Consider the following 443-nt stretch of genomic DNA (forward strand, 5'->3'; position numbering starts at 1 on the left):
GCTCACGACCGACCCGCTCGCGGATCTGCTGTCGCCCGACTTCGAGCCCGGACACGACAAGGTGTCCACGGACATGAAGAAGGTCATCACCAACGACATGGTGCTGTACATGGGCCTGGACTCGCTCGCGGACTCCACGGTCGGGAGCGCCATCGGCTCGGTGATGCTGGCCGATCTCACCGCCGTCGCGGGTGACATCTACAACTATGCCGGGCGGGAGAAGAAGCCCGTCTATGTGTTCGTCGATGAAGCTGCCGAGGTCATCAATACCCCGACCATCCAGCTCCTCAACAAGGGCCGCGGTGCCGGCTTCAAGATGTACATCGCGACCCAGACATTCGCTGACTTTGCCGCTCGCCTGGGCGACGAGAACAAGGCGCGCCAGGTGCTGGGCAACACGAACAACAAGATCATCCTTCGCGTGCTCGATGCAGAGACCCAGA

At 61.9% G+C, this 443-nt stretch carries 1 protein-coding gene; it reads left to right on the forward strand.

Annotated elements, in window-relative coordinates; genetic code table 11:
• The coding region (locus tag IL252_RS17910; RefSeq protein ID WP_208629064.1) for a TraM recognition domain-containing protein at positions 1-443 on the forward strand (443 nt) is incomplete at both ends.

The organism is Halomicrobium sp. IBSBa, from assembly GCF_017612575.1.
GTDB lineage: Archaea > Halobacteriota > Halobacteria > Halobacteriales > Haloarculaceae > Halomicrobium.